Source organism: Streptomyces sp. NPDC104581 (genome assembly GCF_055583685.1).
Genome location: NZ_JBVJNN010000029.1, coordinates 59717 through 77445 on the forward strand (window position 1 = coordinate 59717; position 17729 = coordinate 77445).

At 73.9% G+C, this 17729-nt stretch carries 17 protein-coding genes; 14 read left to right on the forward strand and 3 right to left on the reverse strand.

What is annotated here, in order from left to right; all coding sequences use genetic code 11:
* Positions 1-3: 3 nt before the first annotated feature.
* Positions 4-1032 (reverse strand): hypothetical protein, encoded by a 1029-nt coding sequence (locus tag ACZ61E_RS22670; RefSeq protein ID WP_469701655.1) that lies wholly within the window; start codon positions 1030-1032, stop codon positions 4-6.
* A gap of 114 nt (positions 1033-1146) precedes the next feature.
* Entirely contained in the window at positions 1147-2757 is a 1611-nt protein-coding gene (locus ACZ61E_RS22675; RefSeq protein ID WP_469701656.1) for an oxidoreductase, read from the reverse strand.
* A gap of 278 nt (positions 2758-3035) precedes the next feature.
* Between ACZ61E_RS22675 and hisD the strand changes: the two genes are divergently transcribed.
* From hisD to ACZ61E_RS22740, 13 genes are all read left to right on the forward strand, one after another.
* Positions 3036-4397 (forward strand): histidinol dehydrogenase, encoded by a 1362-nt coding sequence (hisD, locus tag ACZ61E_RS22680; protein WP_469701657.1) that lies wholly within the window; start codon positions 3036-3038, stop codon positions 4395-4397.
* Positions 4394-5503, forward strand: coding sequence for a histidinol-phosphate transaminase (locus tag ACZ61E_RS22685; RefSeq protein WP_469701658.1), 1110 nt, complete (start codon positions 4394-4396; stop codon positions 5501-5503). The genes hisD and ACZ61E_RS22685 overlap by 4 nt, the downstream gene beginning before the upstream one ends.
* Positions 5500-6093 (forward strand): imidazoleglycerol-phosphate dehydratase HisB, encoded by a 594-nt coding sequence (hisB, locus tag ACZ61E_RS22690; protein WP_078077820.1) that lies wholly within the window; start codon positions 5500-5502, stop codon positions 6091-6093. The genes ACZ61E_RS22685 and hisB overlap by 4 nt, the downstream gene beginning before the upstream one ends.
* 4 nt (positions 6094-6097) lie before the next feature.
* Positions 6098-6265 (forward strand): hypothetical protein, encoded by a 168-nt coding sequence (locus ACZ61E_RS22695; protein ID WP_469701659.1) that lies wholly within the window; start codon positions 6098-6100, stop codon positions 6263-6265.
* A complete protein-coding gene (hisH, locus tag ACZ61E_RS22700; protein WP_469701660.1) occupies positions 6208-6897 on the forward strand; it encodes an imidazole glycerol phosphate synthase subunit HisH in 690 nt (229 codons plus the stop codon). The genes ACZ61E_RS22695 and hisH overlap by 58 nt, the downstream gene beginning before the upstream one ends.
* Positions 6897-7649: a bifunctional 1-(5-phosphoribosyl)-5-((5-phosphoribosylamino)methylideneamino)imidazole-4-carboxamide isomerase/phosphoribosylanthranilate isomerase PriA gene (gene priA / locus ACZ61E_RS22705; protein WP_469701661.1), complete on the forward strand. Its 753-nt coding sequence runs from the start codon at positions 6897-6899 to the stop codon at positions 7647-7649. The genes hisH and priA overlap by 1 nt, the downstream gene beginning before the upstream one ends.
* On the forward strand, positions 7646-8110 hold the full coding sequence (locus ACZ61E_RS22710) for a RidA family protein (RefSeq protein WP_469701662.1): 465 nt from the start codon (positions 7646-7648) through the stop codon (positions 8108-8110). Before priA ends, ACZ61E_RS22710 begins: the two co-directional genes overlap by 4 nt.
* A complete protein-coding gene (gene hisF, locus ACZ61E_RS22715) occupies positions 8107-8862 on the forward strand; it encodes an imidazole glycerol phosphate synthase subunit HisF (RefSeq protein ID WP_469701663.1) in 756 nt (251 codons plus the stop codon). Before ACZ61E_RS22710 ends, hisF begins: the two co-directional genes overlap by 4 nt.
* Positions 8863-9145: 283 nt before the next feature.
* Positions 9146-10060 carry a bis(hydroxyethyl) terephthalate hydrolase gene (bdeA, locus tag ACZ61E_RS22720; protein ID WP_469701684.1) on the forward strand — a complete coding sequence of 305 codons (915 nt, stop codon included), beginning with the start codon at positions 9146-9148 and terminating at the stop codon, positions 10058-10060.
* Positions 10061-10220: 160 nt separating this feature from the next.
* Complete coding sequence (locus ACZ61E_RS22725; RefSeq protein ID WP_469701664.1) at positions 10221-13007, forward strand: helix-turn-helix transcriptional regulator; 2787 nt, start codon at positions 10221-10223, stop codon at positions 13005-13007.
* Between the two features lie 107 nt (positions 13008-13114).
* Positions 13115-14458 (forward strand): PucR family transcriptional regulator, encoded by a 1344-nt coding sequence (locus ACZ61E_RS22730; RefSeq protein ID WP_469701665.1) that lies wholly within the window; start codon positions 13115-13117, stop codon positions 14456-14458.
* Positions 14459-14606: 148 nt separating this feature from the next.
* A complete protein-coding gene (locus ACZ61E_RS22735; protein WP_469701666.1) occupies positions 14607-15197 on the forward strand; it encodes an ArsR/SmtB family transcription factor in 591 nt (196 codons plus the stop codon).
* Positions 15198-15283: 86 nt separating this feature from the next.
* The gene (locus ACZ61E_RS22740; RefSeq protein ID WP_469701667.1) at positions 15284-16591 is read left to right on the forward strand and encodes an MFS transporter; all 1308 of its coding nucleotides are present in this window, start codon (positions 15284-15286) and stop codon (positions 16589-16591) included.
* A gap of 18 nt (positions 16592-16609) precedes the next feature.
* Here the strand turns inward: ACZ61E_RS22740 and ACZ61E_RS22745 are convergent, their stop codons facing one another.
* The gene (locus tag ACZ61E_RS22745; RefSeq protein ID WP_469701668.1) at positions 16610-17242 is read right to left on the reverse strand and encodes a TIGR03085 family metal-binding protein; all 633 of its coding nucleotides are present in this window, start codon (positions 17240-17242) and stop codon (positions 16610-16612) included.
* 83 nt (positions 17243-17325) lie between these two features.
* On the opposite strand from ACZ61E_RS22745, the gene hisI reads away from it, so the two are divergent.
* Positions 17326-17727: a phosphoribosyl-AMP cyclohydrolase gene (gene hisI, locus ACZ61E_RS22750; RefSeq protein WP_469701669.1), complete on the forward strand. Its 402-nt coding sequence runs from the start codon at positions 17326-17328 to the stop codon at positions 17725-17727.
* Positions 17728-17729 lie beyond the last annotated feature (2 nt).

Here is a 17729-nt window from a genome sequence, read left to right on the forward strand (position 1 = left end):
CGCTCAAGCGTAATGGCCGCGCGGTCGCCGTCCGTCTGTCCGGTTCCACAAGGGCATCCCGGAGGCCACCTGGAGGCGTACGCCGTCGCGTGTCTCCAGGAACTGGCCCAGCGGATCGTCGGTGAAGGACGTCCACGGGAACGACGTCGCGTACGGCCCGATGAGCCGGAACTGTTCCAGCGCCTCGTGCCACCGAAGCCGTCCCACCAGCACGTACGCCAGCAGGTTGCGTACCTCCGCCGGCCACGGGTCGCCCACCGCGTACAGGGCGGAGAGCCCGATGGCCTCGTCGCACGCCGCGTCGATCCGGTCCGCCGTCACGGAGGTGAGGCCGCCGCCCGGCATCCGGCTGAAGGCGGCCCGCATCGGAAGTGCTTTCACGAGGGAGCCCGGCAGCGCGTCCTCGGCGGCCCGCTCGGCGAAGTCGAAGCACTCCTGGTGCGAGCCGTGCCACTGGGCCGAGAGGTACTGGAGGGCCGCGACATGACAGCCGTAGTGGTGCGAGGAGCGGCGCACCGCCTCGCCCCACAGCGTCTCGAAGTCCTGGTGGCCCGCGTGCGTGCCGCGCGCGTGGTCGAGGGCTATCCGCCACGGCACCGGGTCGCGCGGGTCTCCCTCGGCCGCCGCGCGGATCAGCGGGCCCAGCTCACGGAGCAGCTCGACGCGGGCGGGGGACTCCCAGGCCCTGCGCACCCCCAGCTCGGCCTTGACGACCAGCGCGTCCGGGTCGTTCGGGGACGCGGCGAGCCAGCGGCCGAGCCATGCGTCGCGGTGGTGGGCGAAGGCGGCGAGCCGCATCACGTACCGGTCGCGGTTCTCCCATTCGGCTGATTCGCGTGTGGTCGCCAGCAGCTTCGCCGCGTGCCCGTACTCGCCGAGCGCGGCGGTGACGAGCGCGGGGGCGAGCCGGTCGTCGGGGGCGTCGAGCAGCACCGCATCGTCCGGCGGGAGCCCGTCGGCGAGCCGCGGGGTGTGCCGGATCATGCGCGCGGTGCTGATCAGGGCGCGAATCAATGACATGGTGCGGCCCATTGAAAACCGCAGGTCGCAGGGGCGCCAGAGGGCATATGTGAAGTTTTCGTGGTGGGTGAAAGGTTGTCTCCGAGTGGGTCAAGGGACGGTAAAGAAAGCGGGTCGGACGTGGTGTCAGCCGCGACGCAGGAGGCGTGAGGCGCCTGCTGCGACAGTTGTGGCGAGAATCCAGCCGAGCACCACGATCGAGGCGGCCAGCCACTGCCAGCCGCCCTCCGTCCGCCAGTGCCCGTCCTGGCCGAGATTGATCACCGGCACCAGCAGATCCAGCACGTACAGCGCCGGATTCCACGCCGGGTGCTCCTCGCCCTTCAGCGGCTCCGGCGCGTTCCGCGCGAAGGCGAACGTGCCCCCCGCCCACAGCATGGCCATCCACAGCGCGGCCCGGCCCGGCCGGTAGCCGTACGCCACCGTCCAGTCCTGGATGTAGCCCCAGGTCTTGGCCGCCAGCGGAAGCGTCTCGCGCCGCCTGCGCTGCTTGGCCAGCAGTACCTCGCGGGCATCCGCGTCCTCGCCGCTGTTGCGCATCACCTGCGCCAGGCGTTCGTACGGCTCCGGCGAGTACTCCGGCGTCGCCGAGTCCAGCCACTCCAGCCGCCGGCTGAGCGGGAAATGGCCGGACGGCACCACGTTCTCGTAGGAGAAGCCGCCCATGGCCAGACCGCCGGGGCCCGGCCAGCTCGTGGACAGGTCCATCAGCGTGGTGATCTTCGCGCCGTTCAGCACGACCCGGCCCTCCAGGGGCTTCTCGCACTGGAAGCGCAGCTCCGTCGCCGTGATCCGGCGCAGCGACACCTCCTCGCCCGCCGCCATCAGGAAACGCGCCTGGTGGAGGTCGACCGTGTCACCGAACCGCCCGTCGTCCAGACGGACCCCGCCGTAGCACTCGAAGCGCCGGATCTCGGTGCCCGGCGGCAGCCGCGTCGTGTTGCCCGTGTAGACCGTGCCGTACGGCGGTGTGGAGTTGGCGATGCCCGTCGCGATGCTCACCACGGCGCCCGTCATGTAGAGGGAGCGCTCCACCGTGAGCTGCGGCGCGTTCAGCGCGCGGCGCTCGCCCGCCGCGCGCAGCCGGCTGCCGCGCAGCATCAGCGAGCCGCCGACCTTCGCGCCGCGCAGACTGAACTCCCCGTGCGTCTCTATCTGTTCGGCCTGGAGATCCTGCCCCACCGACATCCCGTCGGCGGCGATCGACCGGCTGTTGCTGTCGGGCCGCACGGATATCTGGCTGATCAGCAGGTCCGTGCCGATCTGCGCGTCGGTCAGCCGGATGCCGCGGGCCACCTGACAGCGCGGCAGATGCAGATCGCCCTCCGTGCGCAGCCGGGCGCCCTCCAGGCGCGGGAGCACACAGCCCACCAGCCGCAGCGTGGTGAAGTGGCACTCCGGCAGCACCAGCTCCCGCTCGAACCGGCAGTAGGTCAGCTCCACGTACGGATCGACGTTGCCGCCCGCCAGGTCCAGCGACCCGCTTATGTAGGCCCCGCGCAGCTTCAGGGCGGCCACCCGCCCCGGCCGCGCCGAGGGCCCGCTCAGCAGCAGCAGCGCGATCACCCGGGCGCGCACACTGCGGTGCTCGCCCCAGGGACCGGCCGCCGCCGGATCGTTGAGCAGTGGACTCGGCACGCTCAGGTCGTAGGTGCTGCCGTTCCGGAAGGCCTGCCACATGCCGAGTTCTGTGGCCGAGAGCCAGTCCGGAGCCTCGTCGTCGTGCGGCTCGGACACTGCCGCGCCTCGCTTCCCCGTTGCCGTGCCGTGCTGCGCGCCGTACCTCGATGGGCGCGGTGCCGCGCGCTCTGTCGCCGTCCCGTCCCCATGTGTGACTCCCGAGCAGCCGTCGCCGGACGGGACTGCTGATGTGGGGCCGTACGAATGTTCTTCCCTCTGAGTGACCGAATGAACGCCAAAAGTCAACGATAGTAGCCGTGAGTGACAATCAGGGCTCATATCAGCCAGTGATACGGGCGACCGGCGGTCTGATGAGGTCTGCGAGAATTGACCGCGTGATCTCACGAATCGATCTGCGCGGCGACGCCCTCCCCGAGGGCGGCGCGCTGCGCGGCCTGCTGCCCCGTGCCGAGTTCGACGTGGAAGCCGCCCTCGCGAAGGTGCGGCCCATCTGCGAGGACGTACGCCATCGGGGCACCGCGGCACTGATCGACTACGCCCGCGAGTTCGACGGCGTGACGCTGGACCGGGTACGGGTGCCCGCCGAGGCCCTCACCCGCGCCCTGGAGGCCCTGGATCCCGCCGTACGGGCCGCGCTCGACGAGTCGGCCGCGCGGGCCCGCACCGTCCACCGCGCCCAGCGGCGCACCGAGCACACCACACAGGTCGTGCCCGGCGGCAGGGTGACGGAGAAGTGGGTGCCCGTCGGCCGCGTCGGGCTGTACGCGCCCGGTGGACGCTCCGTGTACCCGTCCTCCGTGATCATGAACGTGGTCCCCGCGCAGGAGGCCGGCGTCGGCTCGATCGCCCTCGCCTCGCCTCCCCAGGAGGAGTTCGGCGGACTGCCGCACCCGACGATCCTCGCCGCCTGCGCGCTGCTCGGCGTCGACGAGGTGTACGCGGTCGGCGGCGCCCAGGCCGTCGCGATGTTCGCCTACGGCACGACCGGGCCCGACGGCTGCCCGCCCGCCGACATGGTCACCGGCCCCGGCAACATCTGGGTCGCCGCGGCCAAGCGCTACTTCGCCGGCCGAATCGGCATCGACACCGAGGCCGGCCCCACCGAGATCGCCGTACTCGCCGACGCCACCGCCGACCCGGCGCACGTCGCCGCCGACCTGATCAGCCAGGCCGAGCACGACCCGCTCGCCGCCGCCGTCCTCGTCACCGACTCCACCGACCTCGCCGACGCCGTCGAGAAGGAACTCGTCCCGCAGACCGCCGCCACCAAGCACCTGGCGGACCGTGTCGCGCCCGCCCTCGCGGGCAAGCAGTCCGCGATCGTGCTGGTCGACGGCGTCGAGGAGGGCCTGCGGGTCGTCGACGCGTACGGGGCGGAGCACCTGGAGATCCAGACCGCCGACGCCGCCGCCGTCGCCGCCAGGGTCCGCAACGCCGGCGCGATCTTCGTGGGGCCCTACGCCCCGGTCTCGCTCGGCGACTACTGCGCCGGCTCCAACCACGTCCTGCCGACCGGCGGTTGCGCCTGCCACTCCTCGGGGCTCTCCGTCCAGTCCTTCCTGCGCGGCATCCACATCGTCGACTACACGCGCGACGCCCTCGCCGACGTCGCCCACCACGTCGTCACCCTCGCCGAGGCCGAGGACCTGCCCGCGCACGGCGCCGCGGTCAAGGCGCGTTTCGGCTGGAAACTGCCGTCCGTACCGGCGTCCCCGGGGGAGGTGACCGGCGCATGACGAGCATCGACGACCTGCCCGTTCGCGACGAGCTCCGCGGCAAGTCCCCCTACGGGGCGCCCCAACTGGACGTCCCCGTCCACCTCAACACCAACGAGAACCCGTACCCGCTGCCCGAACCGCTGGTCGAGCGGATCACCGAACGGGTCCGGGAGGCCGCGCGCGGGCTCAACCGCTACCCCGACCGGGACGCGGTCGAACTGCGCACCGCGCTCGCCGCCTATCTGCGCCGCACCGCCGGGGACCTCCCGCTGACCGCCGCCCACGTCTGGGCGGCCAACGGCTCCAACGAGGTCATCCAGCAACTGCTCCAGACCTTCGGCGGCCCCGGCCGCACCGCGATCGGCTTCGAGCCCTCGTACTCCATGCACCACCTCATCGCCCGCGGCACCAGCACCGGCTGGGTCTCCGGACCCCGCAACGAGGACTTCACCATCGACGTGGCCGCCGCCGAGCGCGCCGTCGCCGAGCACCGCCCCGACGTCGTCTTCGTCACCACCCCCAACAACCCCACCGGCAGCGCGGTCGACGCGACGACCGTCCTGCGGCTGTACGACGCGGCGCAGGCCGCGCGTCCCTCCCTGGTCGTCGTGGACGAGGCGTACGTCGAGTTCAGCCACCACCCCTCGCTGCTGCCGCTGCTCGCGGGCCGGCCGAACCTCGTCGTGTCCCGCACGATGTCCAAGGCATTCGGCGCCGCCGGACTGCGCCTGGGCTATCTCGCCGCCGACCCCGCCGTGGTCGACGCCGTACAGCTGGTGCGACTGCCGTACCACCTCTCCGCCATCACCCAGGCCACCGCGCTCGCGGCGCTGGAGCACACCGATACGCTGCTCGGATACGTCGAACAGCTGAAGAAGGAGCGGGACCGGCTGGTCACCGAGCTGCGGGCGATGGGCTTCGACGTCACCGACTCGGACGCCAACTTCGTCCAGTTCGGCCGCTTCGAGGACGCGCACCGGGCCTGGCGGACGATCCTCGACCAGGGCGTGCTGGTGCGCGACAACGGCGTCCCCGGCCGGCTGCGGGTCACGGCGGGCACCCCGTCCGAGAACGACGCGTTCCTCGACGCGGTACGTAAATTGACGAAGGAGCAGAGCGCATGAGCCGTATCGGCCGCGTGGAACGAACGACCAAGGAGACCTCGGTCGTTGTCGAGCTCGACCTCGACGGCACGGGCAAGGTGGAGGTGTCGACGGGCGTCGGCTTCTACGACCACATGCTCGACCAGCTCGGCAGGCACGGCCTCTTCGACCTCACGGTCAAGACCGAGGGCGATCTGCACATCGACTCGCACCACACCATCGAGGACACCGCCCTCGCCCTCGGCGCCGCCTTCAAGCAGGCGCTCGGCGACAAGGTCGGCATCTACCGCTTCGGCAACTGCACCGTCCCGCTCGACGAATCGCTCGCCCAGGTCACCGTGGACCTCTCCGGCCGCCCCTACCTGGTGCACACCGAGCCGGAGTCCATGGCTCCGATGATCGGCAGCTACGACACGACGATGACCCGGCACATCCTGGAGTCGTTCGTCGCCCAGGCGCAGATCGCGCTGCACGTGCACGTGCCGTACGGGCGCAACGCGCACCACATCGTGGAGTGCCAGTTCAAGGCCCTCGCCCGCGCCCTGCGGTACGCGAGCGAGCGCGACCCGCGCGCCGTCGGCATCCTCCCGTCCACGAAGGGCGCCCTGTAAGCCCATGACCGGCCTCAACACCATCCTCATCGTCCTCGGCCTGTTCCTGGCCGGCGGCGTCTACTCCTTCGCCAAGCAGAAGCAGCCCACGGGCGTCGTCGTCCTGCTCGCCATATGCTCCGCGCTCTGCCTGCTCGCCGGCATCCTCCGTATCCAGGGGCTCTGGGAATGACCAAGAACGTCGTCGTCCTCGACTACGGCTTCGGCAACGTCCGTTCGGCCGAGCGCGCCGTCGCCCGCGCGGGGGCCGAGGTCGAGATCACCCGCGACTTCGACAAGGCGATGAACGCGGACGGGCTCGTCGTGCCCGGCGTCGGCGCCTTCTCCGCCTGCATGGAAGGGCTCCGCGCGGCTCGCGGCGACTGGATCGTCGGCCGCCGGCTGGCCGGCGGACGTCCCGTACTCGGTATCTGCGTCGGCATGCAGATCCTCTTCGAGCGCGGCATCGAGCACGGTGTGGAGACCGAAGGGCTCGACGAATGGCCGGGCACGGTCGGCCCGCTCACCGCGCCGACCGTCCCCCACATGGGATGGAACACCGTCGACGCGCCCGCGGACAGCCTGCTCTTCGCCGGACTCGACCCCGCCGAGCGCTACTACTTCGTCCACTCCTACGCCGTCCACGACTGGACCCTCGAAGTCACCAACGCCAGGATCCGCGCCCCGAAGGTCAGCTGGTCCCGGCACGGCGAGCCGTTCGTGGCCGCCGTGGAGAACGGTGCACTGTGGGCCACGCAGTTCCACCCCGAGAAGTCCGGCGACGCCGGAGCCCAGCTGCTGTCCAACTGGATCGGAACCTTCTGATGTCCCCCGCACCCACCCCGTCCTCCGTACGGAGGCTCGAACTCCTCCCCGCCGTCGACGTGCGCGACGGCCAGGCCGTACGGCTCGTCCACGGCGAGTCGGGCTCCGAGACCCGTTACGGCTCACCGCTCGAAGCCGCGCTCGCCTGGCAGCGCTCGGGCGCCGAGTGGCTGCATCTCGTGGACCTCGACGCGGCGTTCGGCACCGGGGACAACAGGGACCTGGTCGCCGGGATCACCGAGGCCATGGACATCCGCGTGGAGCTGTCCGGCGGTATCCGCGACGACGCCTCGCTCACCGCTGCCCTCGCCACCGGCTGCGCCCGCGTCAACCTCGGTACGGCGGCGCTGGAGACCCCCGAGTGGGCGGCCGAGGCCATCGCCGCGTACGGCGACCGGATCGCGATCGGCCTCGACGTACGCGGCACGACGCTGCGCGGGCGCGGCTGGACCAGCGAGGGGGGCGACCTCTTCAAGACGCTGGAGCGCTTCGACGCGGCCGGCTGCGCCCGGTACGTCGTCACCGACATCGCCAAGGACGGCACCCTCCAGGGGCCCAACCTGGACCTCCTGAAGCGCGTGTGCGCGGCCACCGACCGGCCGGTGGTCGCCTCGGGCGGGGTCTCCTCGCTCGCCGACCTGCGCGCCATCGCCTCGCTGGTGCCCGAGGGCGTCGAGGGAGCGATCATCGGCAAGGCCCTGTACGCGAAGGCGTTCACCCTGGAAGAGGCCCTCGCGGAGGTGTCCCGATGAGCGAGAGCCCGCCCCTCCCGAGCACCCCGGGCACGGGCACGCCCGGTACGGACGCCTCCGACGGTGTGCGCCGGGTCTCCTCGGACGGTCCCTGGGAGGACGTCTTCGGCTACTCCCGGGCGGTCGGCCTGCCCGGCGGTCTCGTCCTCGTCTCCGGCTGCACCTCCGTGGTCGACGGGCGGATCGCGGAGGGCGGACCGTACGAACAGGCCGTCACCGCCTTCGGCGTCGGACTCAGGGCGCTGGGCGAACTCGGCCTCGGCGCCGAGCACGTGGTGCGCACCCGGATGTATCTCACGCACGCCGGGGACGCGGACGACGTGGGGCGCGCCCACAAGGAGCTGTTCGGCGCCGTACGCCCGGCCGCCTCGATGATCGTCGTCGCCGGTTTCATCGACCCGAGCCTGGTGGTCGAGGTCGAACTCGAAGCCTTCCGCGCACCGTCCGGAGGTCCGGCATGAGCCTCGCCGTACGCGTCATCCCCTGCCTCGACGTGGACAACGGCCGGGTCGTCAAGGGCGTCAACTTCCAGAATCTGCGCGACGCCGGTGACCCCGTCGAGATGGCCAGGCTGTACGACGCCGAGGGCGCCGACGAGCTGACCTTCCTCGACATCACCGCCTCGTCGGGCGACCGCGAGACGACCTACGACGTGGTGCGCCGCACCGCCGAGCAGGTCTTCATCCCGCTCACGGTCGGCGGCGGGGTCCGCACCACCGAGGACGTCGACAAGCTGCTGCGGGCTGGCGCGGACAAGGTCGGCGTCAACACGGCCGCCATCGCGCGCCCCGACCTCATCCGGGAGATCGCCGAGCGCTTCGGCCGCCAGGTGCTCGTCCTGTCGGTCGACGCGCGGCGCACACCCGAGGGCACCTTCGAGGTCACGACGCACGGCGGGCGCCGGGGCACGGGTATCGACGCCGTGGAGTGGGCGCACCGCGCGGCCGATCTCGGCGCCGGTGAGATCCTGCTCAACTCGATGGACGCGGACGGCACGAAGGACGGCTACGACACGGAGATGATCGCGGCCGTACGGGCGCACGTCACCGTTCCCGTCATCGCCTCCGGCGGCGCGGGCGGCCTCGCGGACTTCCCGCCGGCGGTCGACGCGGGCGCGGACGCCGTACTCGCCGCCTCCGTCTTCCACTTCGGTGATCTGCGGATCTCCGAAGTCAAGAAGGCGCTGCGGGACGCGGGGCACGCGGTGCGCTGACGCCCTGGACCGACGCACGTCCCACCGCCCCGGAACGGTCCGTTCCGGGGCGGTTCGCGTCAACACCGGCGAAGTAGCCGATGCGCGAAGGGTGTCGGCGACGGGATCGTGGTCCCCGTCAGCCAGTACGGCGGCCGCCGTCCGGCGGAGCCCGTGGCCCTGGGACGACGGGGCCCGGTCCTCCCGCGAGGGCGCCGCCCCCACCGAGAGGACCCCCCTCGTGCAGCAACTCTCCACCGGCGACAGCCCGGCGGGCCGCAGCCGCGACCGTCTCCCGTCCCCCGTGCGTCACGCGTCCCGCTCCCGCTCACGCGTCTGGAGCCTCGCGCTGACCGCCGGCGCCGCGACCGCCGCCCTCTTCGGCGGGCTCGTCCCCGGCGCCCAGGCGGCCGGCGGCGCCCCCGAGGCCGCCGCCGCCAACCCGTACGAGCGCGGCCCCGACCCGACCGTGTCCAGCATCGAGGCGGCACGCGGCTCCTACGCCGTCTCGCAGACCAGCGTCTCCTCGCTCGTCGTCAGCGGCTTCGGCGGCGGCACCGTCTACTACCCGACGTCCACGGCGGACGGCACCTTCGGCGCGGTGGCGATCGCGCCCGGCTTCACGGCCACGCAGTCCAGCATGGCGTGGCTCGGCCCGAGACTCGCCTCGCAGGGCTTCGTCGTCTTCACCATCGACACGAACACCACCCTCGACCAGCCGGACAGCCGGGGCCGCCAACTCCTCGCCGCGCTCGACTACCTGACGCAGCGCAGCACGGTCCGCGGCCGGATCGACGCGGCCCGGCTCGGCGTCATGGGCCACTCGATGGGCGGCGGCGGCACACTGGAGGCCGCCAAGAGCCGTACCTCGCTGAAGGCGGCGATACCGCTGACCGGCTGGAACACCGACAAGTCCTGGCCCGAGCTGCGGACGCCGACCCTGGTCGTCGGTGCGGACGGCGACACGGTCGCCCCCGTCGCCACGCACTCGGAACCGTTCTACGAGTCGCTGCCCGGCTCGCTCGACAAGGCGTATCTGGAACTCAACGGCGCCAGCCACTTCACGCCCAACTCGTCCAACACGACGATCGCGAAGTACAGCGTCTCCTGGCTGAAGCGGTTCATCGACGACGACACCCGCTACGAGCAGTTCCTCTGCCCGCTGCCCCGGCCCAGCCTCACCATCGAGGAGTGGCGGGGGAGCTGCCCGCTCGGCTGACCCCACCCCGAGACCCCCGCCCCACGGCGGGCCCCCGCACTGTGCCCGTGCACAGCGCGGGGCCCCGCCCGCTGGGTCGCCGCCCAGCCCCGGCCGCCGGTGACAAGGCCCCTGGACGCGAGCCTTCCGGCCTTGTTTACGCGGCAGTAACGTGCCGGACGTGACCCCATCGACGACCGTTCGCAGTCCGCTCCGGCTGTACGGCCGCAGCGGTGAACTCGCCATCCTGGACACGCTGCTGACCCGGCTGAGGGCCGGGCGCGGCGCCACCCTCGTCCTGACCGGGGCGCCGGGCACCGGCCGCACCGCGCTCCTGCGCCACGCGCTGGACGCGTACGGCCCGGAGGGACCCGCCCCCGGCGGCGGCCGCGGCCCGGTGCTGCTGCACGCGACCGCCGCCCCCGCCGAACGCCTGCTGCCCTACAGCGGGTTGCACACCCTCCTGTGCTCGGCGCCCGGACCGCTGCCGCCGCCCGCCACCCTCATCCCACACCCCGGCACCGCGCCCACCGCGCTGCTCGACCTCCTGACGACCCTCGGCGCGCTCCACCCCCTGCTGGTCTGTGTGGACGACGCGCACGCCTGGGACGCCGGGTCGAGAGCCGCGCTCGTCTTCGCGATCCGCAGGCTGACCCCCGCCCGCGGGGTCGCCGTACTGCTCACCGCCACCGAACAGCACGCCGGGGAACGGGACTTCGCCGCGCTGCCCACGCTGCGCCTCGGCCCGCTCCACCGCTCCGCGTCCCGCGCGCTGCTCGACCGGCTGACCGGCGGCCGGGCCGATCCCGGCGTACGCGAGGAGCTGCTGCGCGAGGCGGCGGGCAACCCCCGGCTGCTCACCGCCCTCGCCGCCCGCCTGACCGAGGACCAGCTGGCCGGCCGCGGCAGCCTCCCGCAGCCGCTGAGCGGCGGGGAGAGCCTGCTCGACGCCTACGCCGCGTACGTCGACGGGCTGCCCGACGACACCCGTCTCCTGCTGCTGTTCGCGGCGGCGGCCGAGGAGCACGAGCCCGAGGGGACCGGCGCGGACACCGCCGTCCTGCTGCGCGCCGGCCGGCTCGCCGGGGTCGACCCCGCGCTGCTGGGCCCGGCCGAGACACTGGGCGCGGTGCGGATCGACGGCGGGCGCGTCCACTTCACCGAGCCGCTGCTGCGCCGTGCCCTCCTGCGCCGTGCCCCGCTCGCCCGCCGCCGCGCCGTGCACCGCCTCCTGGCCACCGTGCTCGACGGACCGCACCGGACCCTGCCGAGGCTGGTCCAGCGCGCGTGCGCGGCCGACGGCCACGATCCGGCGCTCGCCGAGGCCCTGGCACGCGCCGCCGGGCCGCCCCGCCCGCACGCCGACCGCGCGGCGGCCCTCGGCCGGGCCGCCGCGCTCTCCACCGACGAGGCCCTGCGCGGCGAGCGGTTCGCCGCGGCCGCCGAACACGCCTGGCTGGCCGGCGACCCGGGGCGCGCCCGCGCGCTGCTGACCCGGGTGCGCTCCGTCCCCGCGCCCGGCCGCGCCCACTACGTACGGGGGCTGATCGCCCTGCGCGACGGACCGGTGGCCGACGCGGGGGAGGCCCTGCTCACCGCCGCCGAACTGCTCGCCCCGCACGACGGGGGCCGCGCCGTCGGCGCCCTGCTCGGCGCGGCGGAGGCGGCCTGGCTCACCGGCGACGTGCCCGGTTATCTGCGTGCCATGAGCCGGATCGGGTGGCGCGACCGGGCAACCGGCCGCAGCAACGATCCGGCGTCCGATCCGGCGCTCGACCGCTTCCGCGCGGGCATGTGCGCCGTGCTCGACGGCCGTACGGACGACGGGCGGGCCCTGCTGCGCGGCTGCCTCGACACCGGCGACCGCACGGGTGACCCGGCCGCACTGCTGCGCTCGGGCATCGCGGCCCTCGTCCTCGGCGAGGTCGACGCCGCCTGCCGCGCCGGGGCACGGGCACTGGCCGCCGTACGCGCCCACGGCCCCGAGGCGCTGCTGCCGCAGGCCCTGGAGCACCTCGCCTACGGCGAGCTGCGGGCGGGCCGCCACGCGCGCGCCCGCGTCCACGCGTGCGAGGGGCTGCGCGCCGCCGACCGGCTCGGGCAGCGCAACGCCGCAGCCGCGCTGCACGCCGTACTCGCCATGGCCGCCTCCGTGGAAGGCGACGGCGCCGCGTGCGCGGAGCACGCCGCGTCGGCGGCGGCCGACGCCGGGCCCCACGGCCTCGGGCAGGCCGCCACCCTCGCCACCTGGGCGGTGGCCCGCGCGGACCTGGCGGCGGGCCGGCACACCCGGGCGGCGGCACGGCTCGCCCCGCTGGTGCTCGACGGCCCCCGGCGGGGCCACTTCGCGGCGCTGATGCTCGCCGTGCCGTGCTTCGTGGAGGCGGCGGTCCTGGCGGGCCGGGGCGAGGAGGCGCGCGCCGTGGTCGGGGAGTTCACGGTGTGGACGGCGTGGACGGCCGACCCGGTGGCGCCGGCGCAACTGGCCCGCTGCCACGCGCTGCTGGCCCCGGCGGGGGAGGCCGCCGCCCGGTACGAGGAGGCGCTCGCCCACCACGCCCGGTCGGGCGGCGATTTCGAACGCGCCCGTACGGAGCTGCTGTACGGCCAGTGGCTGCGGCGGCGCCGCCGGACCCGCGAGGCGCGTGACCCGCTGCGGGACGCGCTCGTCGCGTTCGAGCGGTGCGGCGCGCGGGTCTGGGCCGAGCGCGCCGCCGGTGAACTGCGGGCCGCGGGGGAGTCGGTGGCCGGTTCGGGCCCGGTGGACCTGCTGACCGCCCAGCAGCGGCGCGTCGCCCGGTGCGTGGCCGAGGGCGCGACCAACCGGGAGGTGGCGGTGCGGCTCTCGGTGAGCCCGCGAACGGTCGACCACCACCTGCGCAATGTCTTCGCCGCGCTGGGGGTCCGTTCACGGACGGAGTTGGCGCGATTGTTGGACCGTGACGAGGAGAATGCGGCAAACCCCTAGGTACCGACCGGGCGGTATGTCATTCTGCGGGCGTCAGGAAGATCCGGCGCGGGCCCGGGGCCGCACCCCGCCGCGCCGGAGCGAGCCGACTCCCGGTGGAGGCCGCCATGCCGCATGTCATCCGCTCGCGGGTCAGGGCGCCGCACGCGTCGCCCGTCACGTCCCCGGTCGCCTCGTCCGCCAGGGCCGCCGCCGGGGCCCGGCCCGCCCGCTCCCTGGTGGACGCCGAGGCCGTCGCCGTACTGCACCGCGCCGCGCAGGCGCTGCTGGACGACCTCGCCGGACTGACCCATCGGCTGGTCGCCGCGCTCCGCGAGAAGGAGCCCGCCTACCGCGCGGCGATCGAGGCCGACGCCGCCGGGATCTGGCAGGAGGCGAACCGCTCGCTGCGCCTGAGCGTCGGCTCCCTGATCCGGCCACGGGAATCACGCGAGGCCGCCTGCCGCATGTCGAGGCGGATCGGCGAGTGCCGGGCCGAACAGGGCCTGCCGCTCGACGCGTTGCTGCACGCCTTCCGGCTCGGTGGGGCGATGGTGTGGCAGGGCCTCGTGGACGAGACCACCCGGCGCCGGCCCGAGGACATCCGGCTGCTGGTCCATGTCGCCTCCGACGTCTGGAGCTTCGTCGACGAACACTGCGGTCTCGTCGCCGACGCCTACCGGGCCACCGGGCGCCGGCTCGCCTGGCGCCGCGAGAACCAGCAGCGGCTGACCGTGGCGGCGCTCCTCGACGGCACCGCGCGCATCGCCGACATCCCGGACGCCGCGGCCATGCTGGAACTCCCCGAGGACGGGCGTTACGCCGTGGTGGCCGCCTCCGGTGCCGCTGTCGCGGGCGCCGCGGGTCCCGTGGTGGGCCTGCCGCCCGGTACGCACGCGCTGCGCCACCTGTCGCCCGGCTCCGAACAGGTCGTCGTCCTGCTGGCCGGCCGCGCCCCGGAGCCGGTGAACGAGCCGCCGTACGCGGGTGGCTGCCGCGGTGACGGTGAACTGGCCGCGCTCGCGGCCGGGTTGACCGTGGCTCCGGGCACGCGCGTCGGCATCGGCTCGGCCGTCACGGGGCTCGCCGCCCTCGGTGAGGCGCGCGGGCTGGCCGCGACCGCGCTGCGCGCCTGCCCGCGTGGCGGCGGCGTCGTCCTGCTGGACGACCACCTGCCGGCCGCGCTGGTCGTCTCCTCGTCCCGGCTGGGCGCGGCCCTCGCGGAGCGGGTGCTCGGCCCGCTGGACCGGCTCGACCCGGCCGACCGGGATCTCCTGGTCGACACGGTCCGGACCTGGCTGGAGGCGGACGGCTCGGCACAGCGCGCCGGCACCCGGCTCTACTGCCACCGCAACACCGTCCTCAACCGGCTGCGCCGCTTCGAGCAGTTGACCGGCCGTTCGCTGGCCCGGCCCGCCGACGTGGTCGAGATCTCCCTCGCGCTCGCGGCCAGGCGGCTGCTCGACATGTGACGGCGGCCGGCCCCGACGGCTGCCGCCCCGCCACGGTCCCCGTCCTCGCCGCTGTCCCCGTCCCCCCGCGTCCCGCGCCCCCGACTCCACAGGATTTATTGCGCAACTTATATTGCGCAACTTTTCTTTTGTATCTACGGTGCGGAGTATGACCGCCCATCACCCCCGCAGAGTCGACGACCTGGACACCCTCAAGGCGTTCGGTCACCCCCTGCGGATGAAGCTCTACCGCGCGCTGTACATCTCCCGTACGGCCACCGCGTCGCAGCTCGCGGAGCAGCTCGACGAGGCCGTCTCGCTCGTCAGCTACCACCTGCGCAAACTCGCCGATCACGGGCTGATCGAGGAGGCGCCGGCACAGGGCAGCGACGGGCGTGAACGCTGGTGGCAGACGGCGTCCGAGGGCCTCTCCTTCCATGACGAGGACTTCCGTGACGCGCCCGAGAAGGCCGCCACGCACGCCGCCATCGGCCGGATGTCGTTCGAGCAGCGCGGGGAGCTGTACCGCGCCCATCTGGACAGCCGGTCCGCCTGGTCGCCGCAGTGGCGCGGCGCCGCCTTCAGCAGCGAGTTCCTCGGCCCGTTCACACCCGGCGAACTGGCCGTGCTGAGCGAGGAGATGCACGAGCTGATCAAGCGGCACACCGACGCGGCGCGGGCCGCACAGGACGCCGGGGACGCCGCGGACCGTGAGAACGTCGCGCTGCACATCTACGGATTCCCCTTCCGGCAGCAGTGAGACCGCGCGCCCCGCACGCGGCCGGCCTCCGTCACCGCCCGCCCGCACGTGTCGCGCATACCGCCCCACGGAAGGCCCGTGCCCCCATGAGTGAGACGGCCGTACCCCGGACCACCCGATCCGCGCCCACGCCCTGCCCGGCACCGGAGCCCGGGCGGCCCGCCCACCGTGACGCGAACGTCCTGCGCTGGCTCGCCGCCTACACGCTGTCGGCGGCCGGCGACAGCGTGTACTACATGGCGCTCGCCTGGGCCGCCGCCCGCTCCGGCAGCCCCACCCAGGCCGGTCTCGTGCTGGCCGTGGGCGCGGTGCCCCGCGCCGTCCTGATGCTCGGCGGGGGAGTGCTCGCCGACCGGTGCGGCCCGCGCCGTGTCGTCATCGGCAGCGACGCCGCCCGCTGCGTCGTGATCCTCGCCGTCGCCGCGCTCCTGCTCGTCACCGCCCCCGGCCTCTGGCTGCTGGTCGCCGTCGCCCTGGTCTTCGGCGTCGTCGACGCCCTGTTCCTGCCCGCCGTCGGCGCCCTGCCGCCCCGGATCACCGCCCCCGGACAGCTCGCCCGGGTGCAGGGGCTGCGCGGCCTGGGCGCGCGCGTGGCCAACGTGACCGGGGGACCGCTCGGCGGGCTCCTCGTCGCGTTCGGCGGCCCCGCGGCGGCGTTCGCCATGGCGGGCGGTCTCTTCGCCGTGTCGCTGGTCCTGCTCGTCTCCGTACGGATGACGCCCCCGCCCGCTCGCGGCACGACACGGACCCACGGCGGACCCGCGTCCGCCACGGCGACCCCCTGGCGTGAACTCACCGACGGACTGCGGCACATCCGGCGCCACCGCGTCCTGGGACCGCTGATGCTCGTCATCGCCCTGAGCGAGCTGGGCTTCGTCGGCCCGCTCAACCTCGGGCTCGTCCTGCTCGCCCGGGAACGCGGCTGGGGCGCCGGCGGCATGGGCTGGATCGTCGCCGCGTTCGGTGTCGGCGCCGGAGCCGCCTCCCTGCTCCTGGCAGTGCGCGGACGCCTCCCGCGCGCGGGCCTCGTCCTGTGCCTCTCGATCGTCGCCGGCTCCCTCGCCGTCGCCGCCCTCGCCTCCGTGCCCACCGTCGGCCTCGCCGTCCCGGCCGGCCTCGTCGTCGGTCTGTCGGCCGGCCTCGGCGGCGGGCTCTGCGGGGCGCTGATCCAGACCGTCACCGAGCCCGGGTACCTCGGTCGGGTGACATCGGTGGCCACCCTCTTCACCCTCGGCATCGCGCCGCTCGGCCACCCGGTCACCGGCGCCGCCACCGGACTCTGGGGCACCGGCCCGGTCTTCGTCGTCAGCGCCGCCGTCTGCGCGGCGGGCGGCCTGCTGGGCCTGGCCTTCACCACGCTGCGGCGCGCGGAACTGCCCGGCCCCCGGCCGTGAGCGGGCCGGCCCGGGCGGCTACATCCCGAGCTTCGCCCGCCGCACCCTGTCGACGGCCTCCTTGTCGCCGTCGACCTCGACGCGCGCCGCCTCCTGCCGCCCGAAGACGTACAGCAGCAGCTCACCCGGCTCGCCGGTGACCGTCACCACCGGCGAACCCCGGTGCGCCACCGCCGTCTGGCCGTCCGGACGGCGCAGCACCAGCCCCACCGGCGACCTGCGGCCCATCATCCGGGCGCCCTTCTCCAGCCGCGCCCACAGGGCGTTCGAGAAGACCTTGTCCAGCTCACGGGGCGTCCACTCCGGCTGTGCCCGCCGTACGTCCTCGGCGTGCACATAGAACTCGACGGTGTTCGCCGCCTCGTCGAGCTGCTTGATCCCGAACGGCGACATCCTGGGCGGCCCCGTGCGGATGAGCTGGATCAGCTCCTCGTACGGCTTCGCCAGATACTCCCCTCGCACCCGTTCCAGCCGGTTCCTGAGCGGGCCGATGAGCTGTCCTCCCGCCGCGTCCGGGCGTCGCTCGCGCACCACCACGTGCACGGCGAGATCACGGGCGTTCCAGCCCTCGCACAGAGTCGGGGCCTCGGGTCCCGCCGCCTCCAACAGATCGGCGAGCAGAAGCCGTTCACGCTTCGCATGGGTCGACATGTCGCAAGCGTACGACCGACGCGCGCGGTCCGCCCAGTGGACGTCCCCGCCGGCCGACGGCACGGGCGCGGCACAATGGCCCCATGACCAGCGCGACCCCGGGCCCCGTCCCCGCCAGCGGCCTCGACCCCGCCATCGCCGCCCGGCTCAAACGCGGCGCCGACGGGCTGATCCCGGCCGTCGCCCAGCAGTACGACACCGGAGAGGTGCTGATGCTGGGCTGGATGGACGACGAGGCCCTGCACCGCACCCTCACCACCGGACGCGGCACCTACTGGTCCCGCAGCCGCCGCGAGTACTGGGTCAAGGGCGACACATCCGGCCACGTCCAGCACGTCAGGTCCGTCGCGCTCGACTGCGACGCCGACACGATCCTCCTCAAGGTCGACCAGGTGGGCGCCGCCTGCCACACGGGCGACCGGACCTGCTTCGACGCGGACGTCATCCTGCCGACGACGACGGCCACCGGCCCCGCGGGCCACTAAGC